The following is an 11,094-nucleotide window of genomic DNA, read 5'->3' as shown; positions in this document are numbered from 1 at the left end:
ATACCTATGTAAGTATATTCACAGTTATAAAACTACTTATAAAGGTTAGGAAATTGGTACAAGCTAAAAAAAGGAGTTAGTTATCATGCCCGAAAAATTTTTTTATGCCACAATAATTACGGCATTACTATCTGTTTTATTAGGATTTTATCCTTTTTACTCATCTAAAAATTTGAATCTCAACCAAGCAAGACAGAAATATAATCATGTTCAAAGCTATCTTGATTAGTTTTCTGTTACCTTTCTTGGTTTATTTATGTAATTTATTATCAAGTTAAAAGTAGTTTTGCAACTTATAAAAAAATACATAATCCGGAAATTTATCCTAGTGAGTAACAAAGTATTGTTGGGATTATATCTTTATGACCTTCTGAAATTTGATCGGTAGGTAGGCACAAATAAACCTAAGTATGAACTTTCAGGAAGCATCTGTTAAAATCATTGAGATTGGTTATTTCTACTCCATTCCAGTCATACTAATATAGTGACATCTAATTAAACTAAGCTACTTATTTATAGATATAGATACTTACTAATAGGTATAGTTATATTCATATTCATAATTATAAGAATCTTCAAAATTAGTGCTGACTCTCACTCCATTATTATCAACAGTACATACAAACTTATTTCGTTCTCCATAGACATCTACCCATCCTTGCCACTCCCAACCTTCTCTAGTTTTTCTCACATCTTTTTGAGAAGACCAGTTCCCATTTCTCGGAAATCCCATTTCATCTTCCATAAATTTTTGACAAGAACTCACAACACTACTGTTATTGTTCTTATTTTCATGCTCATATAAAGTATCAGGAACACTATAAGGATATTTTTCTTGTTTGTGGGTATATGCTGTTACTTCATTATTATTGATATTACAAACAAAATTGCTTCTTTCTCCATCAAATTCTACCCAACCTCGCCATTCCCAACCCAATTGAGTTTGAGTTATATTATCCACAGATGACCACCGCCCATTACTTGGAAATCCCATTTCATATTCCATAAATTCTTGACAAGAACTTATCACAAAACTGGTATTAATATTAGTTTTATCATAATTTTTCACTCTCACTTTTCTCTGATTAATTCTACCTGGATACCAATAATTCCTCAGTTTAATATGACTATTATCACCAGCATCACAGGCTGCTAGAAAAACAACTGTCGCTAATGTTATTGCTAGGTTTTTTTTCTTCATCTTTCTCTGTAAGCAAATAAAACTTTTGATTATAATAACACTAAAAGATACTTTTGGAGAATCTTTTTGGGAAAAATACAGAAATATCCTTCATTAATGGATAATTACCTAGCCGTTAAAACCGTAACGGAATTGAATATAAGGAAATATCCTAGCACTTTTATTTCCCTTGAAATAGGGAGGCTAATAAAGCTGAATTATTTAATTATTAATTATTAATTATTCGGTCAAATTAGACAAGCTTTTATGTTTTTAAACTGGTTTTTAAGACAAGGTAAAAGGCAAGAGGTATAGCGCTACGCGACAGTCAAAAGTTAAAAGTAATCTCTGAGTGAGTTTTCGGTACCCAAATGTTCCACAAACGTGATTTACCAATGTCCGCACCCTAAATGCGTAGTACTATAATACCATTTCTCAAAAACTTTTCTATATTTGATTGAAGTAGGGGAGTAGGGGAGTGTAGGGACGTTTAGCTGGCGCACAACTTTCCTGACGGAATGCTCCGCAAACGGTAACGCTGCGCGACATATTTGCGTTTTGCTTCGCACAACTCCGTTAACGCTGCGCGACATGTTTGCGCTAGCATTCCAAAGGAAAAAGCGTTAGCGCAGCTCCTCTGGAAAAGGCAGCATTCCGGAACGGAAAACGCATTTTTGCCTGTGCAACGTCCGTACAAAGAGGTAGGGACGTTGCATAAGGGCGTCCGTACAAACAAGAATAATTAATGCTAAAATTGCTCTTTTCTAACAAAAAAGTAATTATCTTAGTTTAATTACTTAATAACTGAAGNAACAAGAATAATTAATGCTAAAATTGCTCTTTTCTAACAAAAAAGTAATTATCTTAGTTTAATTACTTAATAACTGAAGTTTTATCCAAGTATAGTGTTAATGCATGGGAATTGGTATAATACCAAATTTATCCATAGATAGTTATAGTCAAAATAGGAACATAGAATATAAAAAAATAGGCAGCTATACTATTACTTTGAAACTCAGAATTAAAAAGGCTTTCTATTCACTGGTATAGCAAATTTATAAAATAATTTTACAAATAAAATTTAGGTAATGAGACTCTTAAAAACAGGATTTAGGCACCTCATTAAGATTTACCTATCACCTACTAACTAAAACTTATTTGTGGCAAACTTTTTCCAATAGATTCTTCCTTGTTTGACTCTACTGTTTATTTTTCCTGAATTTTTAATTCATCAATATTCCAAAAAGCTCCGCCAATGGCAGAAAATTTTAAATTATCAATATGATTACGAACTGCTTGGAGTGAAAGAGGATTTACTAAAAAAAATACAGGTAATTGTTCGGCAACAATTTGTTGAAATTCTCCATATATTTCTCGTCGTTTATTTTCATCTACTGTCTGATATCCAGCAATAAACAAACGGTCAATTTCTTTTTCCCAATCAGAGACTTGCCAATTTTTCATCCTTGGTTCACCAGGTTTAGAACCTAAATTAAATTGATGAAATGAACCATTACTTAACCAAAATAAGGATAGTAAATTAGGTTCAAGGTCAGCACCAGAAACACCAAACGCTCCGACATAACATTCCCAATCTCGACTAGACAATAGCTTTCGTAAAACAGTATTAAAGTTTAGTACCTGTAAATTTCCTTTAATCCCGATATTGCTTAAATATTTTTGAATTTTAACTGCTGTATCTATCCGTAGTTTTTCTTCAGATTTTACTAAAATTGTAAATTCTACTCGGTTGCCATCCTCATCTAATAATTCATTTGCATCATTATATTGAAAACCAGTATCTAACAATATTTTTTTTGCCTTTTCCGGGTTATAGTCATAGACCTTTAATCCTGCTTCTGGAGATAAATAATAAGGACTTTGTACTGCCAGAGGAGAGTGTTGTATTTTCCCTAAACCGCGATAAATATTATTATTAATTTCTTGGCGATTAATAGCATAAGCAACTGCTTGCCGAAATGCTAAATTATTAAACCAACGAGACTTAATTGGGTTTAAAAAAGGTTTACCTTGAGAATTTATTCCTTGATTAAGATTAAAACCAACAAATTGATATCCTAGTCTAGGACCGCCATTATAAATCTTATATTTGCCTCGTTTTTCTTCTCGCTTAAGTAATTGAAATGCTTCGGCATCTACTCCAATACTATCTAATTCCCCTGAACGAAATCTCAGCAATTGATTGTCAGTTGATTGAATAATTTGGACGATCATTTTATCAAGATAAGGTAGAGAATTTCCCGCCAAGTCGGAACGCCAATAGAAGGGATTTTTCTGTAATACTATTCTTTGGGAAGGGATATAATTTTCCAGCCTAAATGCACCATTGCTAATAATTTTTTCTGGTTCTGTATTTGTATTCCAGGTTGATAAAAATAGAGGTTTTCCATCAGTTTCAGTTGAAAAAATAGTATCCCTTAAAGCATGATCTGGTAAAATTTTTAATCTTCCAATGTATCTGATAAATGGCGCAAATGGTTCTGGCAAAATAAATTCTACTCTTTGTTTATCTATTTTTTTTACTGAGGGAAAACTACCACTACTGCCAATTCTTAAAAAGTCTCTATAGACAGTAGGAATTTTTTGGTTGAGATAAATATCTTGATAGGTAAAAACAACATCATCAGCAGTCAGAGGTTCTCCATCAGACCATTTTAATTCTGACCGCAAAGTAAAGATAATTCGCTTTTTATCTTCAGACAAAATCCAAGATTCTGCTAAGGCAGGTTCTAATTCTCCAGTCAAACCATTTTCTGATATTAATCCTTCGTAAATATATCTAAAAATGCTATAGGGAAAACGAGATATCGCATAATTAAAAGTAGTTGGCGGACTAGGGCTAACTAATACTAATTTTGAGTTATTATTACTCTGAGAGTTTAATAATGTTGGGCGACAACCACTGGTCAGAATTAATAAACAACAGAATACAACCCCTGCTAAAAAATTTACTATCCTATAAATACTAAACCGATGAATATCTTGATTTTTGTTTTTACTTTCTAACATGTCCAAAAATTACTAGGTAAAAGTTGCCTGGTTTATAGTATTTTACATCTATTAAGTAAGTATGCAAAATTAAACGGAGGTGGAACTGAAGCAAGTAAATTTTCCCAAACCATTCTGACTATTATGGTTTACGAATTTGCTAACTAATCAACAGGGCTATACATATTATTTTGGGTAGTCTTGCATAGTAATGGTCAAGTACAAATTATGGTATTATACTGATGTATGAAGTTCCAGATTTACCGCCCAACTTTCCTAACCTTCTTAATATTGGCTTGACCATGAAATAAAGTATCAAACCTCCTCTTTTAAGGGAATGAAAAAGAAAATTCTGGTTTTCAAGCCTCCGGTTTAAGGTGGAGGTACTGATAACTGAAATTACCGAATAATTAATAATTATTAATTAAATACCTTGCTTAAAAGCCTTCCCCCTCCATGGGAAAAAAGTGCTCTTGAATTTCCTTATCTTAAATTCCGTTACGGTTTTAACGGCTAGGTAATTATCCATTATCCATTATCCATTAATGAAAAACAGTCTCTAATGCCGAGAACAAATTTATCTAAATTTACGTCAAGTATAGTAACATAGACATCTAAATATTCAACTTGTCTAGATTATATCACTGTAAAAATATGATTTTCTCTAAGTTCAATTCTCTTGATAACTGTTTATTAGGTACTGCAACTGTAGCAGCAATTGTTATTACTATCCCGACAGTAGCAACTGCGAATAATGCTCAACAAGTAGCAGAAATTGCTACACCAATTACAGTACAAATTAATAGTAATTTAGGTGATGGTTCAGGAGTAATTATTGCCAAAGATGGTAATATTTATACCGTTCTAACTGTTAATCATGTTGTTCAAGATTCTAGTATTAAATATAGTGTCAGAACTAATCAAGAAAAAGACTATCAAGTAATTGAAGTAGTCAATTTACAAACAACTGATGAAGAACCAGATTTAGCAATAGTTAAATTTGAAAGTTATGATACTTATCCAGTGGCAACTTTAGGTAATTCTGAACAATCAGTTATTGGTTCCCAAATATATGTTTTTGGTTATCCTGCCACTGGTGGTTTATTTGGTACAGATAGAGCGCCAGAATTATCTCCAGGATTAGTAACCAGTCGCCCTAAAACTCGCCCAGAAGGTTATACTTTACGTTATCAAGCTGTTACTTGGAGTGGCATGAGTGGGGGTCCAGTTTTTGATACAGATGGTCGTATTATTGGTATTCATGGGCAAGGAGAATTTGGCTTTGCTCAAACTAATTCTGGGGATGTAGCGCCAATTAAAACAGGGTTTAATGCAGCAGTTCCTATTAATAGTTTTATTAGAAAATTATCTGCTGCTGGTATTAATCCTTCAGACTTAATTTTAGATGATACTCCAACAAATAGTATTCCTTTTTCAACAATTAATCCCCAAAGTTATGAAGCTTTATATTTTAAGGGTATAACTTATTTAGATCGGGGAGATGCTTGGGAGGCGATCGCTAATTTTAATCGTGCTTTAGAAAAGGAACCTAACAGTCCAGAAATATATTTTAATTTGGGTATTGCTAAGAGTTTATTAGTTAACCCTCACGAACCAATAACTAGAGGTCCAAATCCGATTAAAGATTATACCAAAGCTATTGAACTTAATCCAGGTTATGCTGATGCTTATTATAATCGTGCTAATGCTTATTATCAAAATAGTCTGACTTATCAAAAAATGGAAAATAAGAAAAAGGCTAATCAACAACTTCTAAAGGCAATAAAAGATTTGCAAAAAGCAGCAGAACTTTATCAGCAAGGTGGTAGACTTAAAGCTTATCAAGAGACCTTAGATTTAATTCAAAAGTTCCGGAACTTCTTATTAGTCTAAATTTGTTAGTTCCTTAATTTGATGTTGATGCTTGGCTTTAAGAGATTTAACAGTTCCTTGAAGTTGAGTTTCATAGTTTTGTTTTAATTCTTGAATTTTTTGCTGAAGCTGATTATGATGTTGATAAGTCATAGATTTCATGGTTTCTAACATAGATTCTTGATTAATTGCTTCTAATTCTTTGATTTTATTTCGGAGCTGATGTTGATGCTTGGCTTCTAAAGATTTAATAGTTTCTGTAAGTTGTTGCTCACGTTCATTCTCTAAGTTAGCAATTTCTTGTTGATGCTTGGCTTCTAAAGATTTGGTAAAACCTTGAATTCTTTGCTGATTAATTGCTTCTAATTCTTGGAACTTTTTGTGGTATTCTACTTGCCAAAATTGATTATTTTCTTGGATTTTGTGTTGATGATTTCTTTCTAAATCTATTATTTGACGAGAATATTTATCTGTCAAATTTTCTATAGTTTTTTGTGCTTTAGATTCAGCTAATCCTAATTTTTGAAGATATTCAATTTCTAATGATTGAATCTTCTCTTTTAGTTGATTTTCTAATTGAACTTTCTCTCTCGTATGTTTCTGAGAGTCTGCTTGTTTTTTTTGTTTATAATCTGTTTCTAATTGTTGAATTTTATCTTGATATTCTTGAATTTCATCTTCCTGTGCTTTCTCAATGTCATATATTTTTTCTTGAGCTTCTCGTAACTGTCTTTCATAATTTTTACTTTGTTTTTTCAACCGCTTTTCCAATAACCAATAAGCACAACCTATACCTGCTAGACAACTAATAATTGTACTAACTATCAATGATATTATGAGCATGATTTTGACTATCTCCTTATTTTGCTTGCGAGTACCTATAAATGACACTATTCTATTAAATTATTTAAAATATAATAATAGCATGATCTCTGCTTTTTTGATGTATTTTGATGTATAATGAATAGTAGATATTCGTAGTTTAATAAATGAGAATGCAAGATCAATCAAAATATTTAGAATTTATTCATGCCCATGTTTTGATTTCTGGAAAAGTTCAAGGAGTTGGTTATCGCTTTTCTACGTTAAATACAGCAGTCAGTTTAGGTATCAATGGTTGGGTGAAAAATTTACCTGATGGTAGAGTAGAAGCTGTTTTCGAGGGTAGGGAGGAACTTGTAAAAAAGATGATTAACTGGTGTTATCAAGGTCCTAAGTCTGCTGTGGTTCAGAATGTTTTAGTTAGGTATGAGCAAGTTGAAGGAATTGAAGGTTTTGAAATTCACCGTATACCCTGAAGAGTATTTTTTGGTATTTTAGGGGCGGGTTTAGCCGAAAGCCTTGAGAATTAGCAATTTGGTTGATTAAACNCCGCCCCTACTGAATCTTGATACCATTAATTTGAAAAACACACTATCTGTGTTGGGTTTCCTGAACGTCAACCCAACCTACGCAACTTCATAAGTTTCCCTTCTGCGATCAAACTAGGTTTTGCTTATGCTACGCACTGAATGTGCTACATTGTCAAAAAAAATGTAGGGGCGGGTTTAGCTAAAAGCCTTGAGAATTAGCAATTTGGTTGATTACAGCGCTTTTAAGATTGATAAACCACACCGTCATAACCAAAACCCTGTAAGGGCGAATGCCATTTGCTAAGGTCATGCTCCGCAAACGCCCCTACTGTGGTCTACTGAAATGAAAACGGCTGTAAACCTGCCCCTACTGAATATTGATATCATTAATTTGAAAAACAAACCATCTGTGTTGGGTTGACTTTCAGGAAACCCAACCTATGCAATTTCATCAGTTTCAGTTCTGGAATAAAACTACGTTTTGCTTATGCTACGCACAAACTTATCCAACCTTGCCATCCCTTTTTCTATAGTTGCTAAGTCAGTAGCATAAGATATCCGAATATGATCGTCTGCTCCGAAAGCAACACCAGGAATAACAGCCACATTTTCCTGTTCCAACAAAGCGTTACAAAATTCCAGAGAACTATTACTAATCTTACTAATATTGACAAACATATAAAAAGCTCCCTCCGGTTGAGTACAGGAAAGACCAGGTATACCATTAAGTAACTGATAAATTATCTCTCGCCGTTGAGCAAAAGCTTGACGCATCTGTTCAACACAGTCTTGAGATGACTCCAATGCAGCGATCGCTCCATACTGAGCAAAAGTACAAACATTGGAGGTACTATGACTTTGAATTTTCAATGTAGCGTTAATCAATTCTACAGGTGCTGCCAAATATCCTATCCGCCAACCAGTCATTGAATAAGCTTTAGCAAAACCATTACTAATAATAGTATTTTTAAATATATCTGAGCTAACCGCACCAATACTCAGATGTTTAACATCATCATAAATAATTTTTTCATAAATCTCGTCTGAGACTACTAAAATATCTTTTTCTACTATTACTTCTGCTAATGCTTTAATTTCTGCTGGTTGATAAACCATCCCAGTTGGGTTAGATGGGGAATTAAGCACAAATAATTTTGTTTTATCCGTAATAGCTTGACGCAGTTGCTCCGGTGTAACCTTATAACCAGTTTCAGCACCAGTGGTCAAAATTATTGGTTCTCCCCCAGCCAGTTTAACCATATCAGGATAACTCAACCAATAGGGTGCCGGAATAATAACCTCATCCCCTGGTTCAATTAATGCCAACATCAGGTTAAACAAAGAATGTTTGCCCCCATTCGTGACAATAATATTTTCTGCTTTGTAGTTTAGGCCATTTTCTCTAGAGAGCTTCTGAGCGATCGCTTCTCTAAGTTTAGGTTCTCCTGCTGCTGGGCCATATTTTGTCTTACCTGCCTCTAGCGCCTTTTGAGCTGCTAGTTTAATGTGTTCTGGAGTATCAAAGTCAGGTTCCCCGGCACTAAAACTACAGACATCTATTCCCTCAGCTCTCATTGCTTTTGCTTTAGCTGAGATAGCCAAAGTTAGGGAAGGTGATACTTTGTCAACTCTTGCTGCCAATTTCATTTTTTATCTGTTTAAGTGATTAAATTTTCCATTTTAGGTTGGACAACGTTTGAGTTCAACCTAGACTATTAGGAAATATTGACATTCAAAATAATAAATTTAGTAGCAGATGTAGCAGATATGTATTTTGGGGTAGTGAACCAATACATATTCTAGGGTTTGCGCTCAAAAGTCTTTTTTAAGGAGTAGGGGAGCGGGGGAGTAGGGGAGTAGGTAGGGACGTTGCATAAGGGCGTCCGTACGGGAGTAATTTTTTGGCTACTCTCTTGCCCAAAATGCGCTCCTTTTTGATTTTTCGGGAACCGTGCATTAAAGAGCTGAAAAGGCTAAAAGCTTTATCTGTAAATGCTTTAAGATTTAATCAGCCAGCCCTATTCTATGAATTCTATGTGTTGAGTTGTTGTGTTGCTTTTTCCTTTCCTTTTCTTCTCAATGCTGTACAAACTGAATGCTTGGAATATATTTGCGGAGGAAAAACCAAGCTAATAGACCAAAACATCGCGACATCTTGTTATGTCATGTCCGGATAAGAGCGTGATAAAAAAACTTTCTCATGCATATACTTTCTTTTTCCCCTCTTCCCTCCTGACTCCTCCCTAATTATTTATCACTGTTCATCCGGATATAATATTAAATATAACAGTCGCCATTACTAGCGCAGATATTTTCGATTCTCTCAAATTTAGTCCCTGCTGCGAATGTAGGGGCGAATGGCCATTCGCCCCTACTGACTTCTGACTTGTGAATATGACTCTGGTATTACAAACTGAATTACACCCCACTGACCATTGGTTAACCATAAAGGGTCCTGTTCACTTAATATTTCGATTTGATCCGGTTCTAACCCGGTTGCTACTTCTGACTTCAAGGTACGCAAAGCAACAAATGGTGTGGGAAAATAATTAGCAATATCTGACAAAGGCGTAGTAAATAACCAGTGGCGATCGCCGAGAATGCNCTCTGGTATTACAAACTGAATTACACCCCACTGACCATTGGTTAACCATAAAGGGTCCTGTTCACTTAATATTTCGATTTGATCCGGTTCTAACCCGGTTGCTACTTCTGACTTCAAGGTACGCAAAGCAACAAATGGTGTGGGAAAATAATTAGCAATATCTGACAAAGGCGTAGTAAATAACCAGTGGCGATCGCCGAGAATGCCTCGATAGTTAGCATCTCCTTTAATCAAAACGAGACTAGCTTTACCTAACTCCTCCCTTAAAGACTCTGGCATTTCCCAAAAAGCGACTGGAGCATTCCAAAAAAAGTCATCTCGGCAAACTAGACGACCAGAAGCAATATATTCTTGTAACCGAGTTGCCAACATTCTGACATTTTCTGAGATATCATTAGCTAATTTTTCTAGAGTGTAAAATACATCCTGACTCATAGCATCAGAAACAAAAGTTGGGTGTGCTTTTAAATGTAGGTAAACAGTATTGGCAGTCTGAGTAGATAAAAGAAAGTCTATCAGAAAAAAATCACAAACTAATTCAAAACTTGCATTATCTATAATTAAATCAATGCGTTGTCCGTGAATATTGTTTAAATAGTTAAGTATATCGTAGGTATTATCTATTAAAATGTGAGTTTGTTGTTGGTGAAGGTCTCTATGAGTATTATCTCCTCCTGTAAGTGGCCATAAACTGAGATCGAGTTGATTACCCCATAAAGCAGTTTGAAGCAGAGTAGTTATAGAGGTTTGATAACTCTGCTGTTCTGGTAAAGCAGTAAAGCGACTGCTAATTGCTCGGATAGCATCCATTGATTTTTCTAAACTAGAGCGTTTTTGATAGCCAAATGGATCTATCCCTTGCCAAATTCCAGGCACAAAATAATCCGTTGCTTCTAGTAAACGTCGGAAGAAATAAGCTTCAGCAAAATAAAATGGTAAATCAAACCAGCTTTTGCCCTCAAAAGGTTTTAAATAGGATTCCCAGGCAACTATATCTGGTCCTTCAATTTCTGCCAAGGGGCGCACCCATCCTTCAAATAAATCTGCTACTAAAGATTCTAATTGTTGCACAATAG

At 34.4% G+C, this 11,094-nt stretch carries 8 protein-coding genes; 3 read left to right on the top strand and 5 right to left on the bottom strand.

What is annotated here, in order from left to right; translation table 11 throughout:
* Positions 1-85 precede the first annotated feature (85 nt).
* On the top strand, positions 86-229 hold the full coding sequence (locus tag AFK68_RS37395; RefSeq protein WP_168186666.1) for a hypothetical protein: 144 nt from the start codon (positions 86-88) through the stop codon (positions 227-229).
* Positions 230-532: 303 nt separating this feature from the next.
* On the opposite strand, the gene AFK68_RS26195 is transcribed toward AFK68_RS37395, so the two are convergent.
* Together AFK68_RS26195 and AFK68_RS26190 are read right to left on the bottom strand one after the other, a co-directional pair.
* Complete coding sequence (locus AFK68_RS26195) at positions 533-1,201, bottom strand: hypothetical protein (RefSeq protein WP_094676402.1); 669 nt, start codon at positions 1,199-1,201, stop codon at positions 533-535.
* Positions 1,202-2,386: 1,185 nt separating this feature from the next.
* The gene (locus tag AFK68_RS26190; RefSeq protein WP_094676400.1) at positions 2,387-4,210 is read right to left on the bottom strand and encodes an ABC transporter substrate-binding protein; all 1,824 of its coding nucleotides are present in this window, start codon (positions 4,208-4,210) and stop codon (positions 2,387-2,389) included.
* Positions 4,211-4,843: 633 nt separating this feature from the next.
* Between AFK68_RS26190 and AFK68_RS26185 the strand changes: the two genes are divergently transcribed.
* The gene (locus tag AFK68_RS26185; RefSeq protein ID WP_094676398.1) at positions 4,844-6,082 is read left to right on the top strand and encodes a tetratricopeptide repeat-containing serine protease family protein; all 1,239 of its coding nucleotides are present in this window, start codon (positions 4,844-4,846) and stop codon (positions 6,080-6,082) included.
* Here AFK68_RS26185 and AFK68_RS26180 read toward each other — a convergent pair.
* Entirely contained in the window at positions 6,074-6,904 is an 831-nt protein-coding gene (locus AFK68_RS26180) for a hypothetical protein (protein WP_143438300.1), read from the bottom strand. The genes AFK68_RS26185 and AFK68_RS26180 overlap by 9 nt on opposite strands.
* A 152-nt stretch (positions 6,905-7,056) precedes the next feature.
* Between AFK68_RS26180 and AFK68_RS26175 the strand changes: the two genes are divergently transcribed.
* Positions 7,057-7,359 carry an acylphosphatase gene (locus AFK68_RS26175; RefSeq protein ID WP_094676394.1) on the top strand — a complete coding sequence of 101 codons (303 nt, stop codon included), beginning with the start codon at positions 7,057-7,059 and terminating at the stop codon, positions 7,357-7,359.
* Between the two features lie 528 nt (positions 7,360-7,887).
* On the opposite strand, the gene AFK68_RS26170 is transcribed toward AFK68_RS26175, so the two are convergent.
* On the bottom strand, positions 7,888-9,060 hold the full coding sequence (locus tag AFK68_RS26170; RefSeq protein ID WP_094676392.1) for a pyridoxal phosphate-dependent aminotransferase: 1,173 nt from the start codon (positions 9,058-9,060) through the stop codon (positions 7,888-7,890).
* 958 nt (positions 9,061-10,018) lie between these two features.
* A partial coding sequence (locus AFK68_RS26165) for a damage-control phosphatase ARMT1 family protein (RefSeq protein WP_210407632.1) occupies positions 10,019-11,094 on the bottom strand: 1,076 nt, incomplete at both ends.

The sequence above is a fragment of the Hydrocoleum sp. CS-953 genome (assembly GCF_002260545.1).
GTDB lineage: Bacteria > Cyanobacteriota > Cyanobacteriia > Cyanobacteriales > Microcoleaceae > Trichodesmium.
The sequence above is the reverse complement of the archived record's forward strand: the minus strand, read 5'-3'. Positions and strand labels throughout refer to the sequence as shown.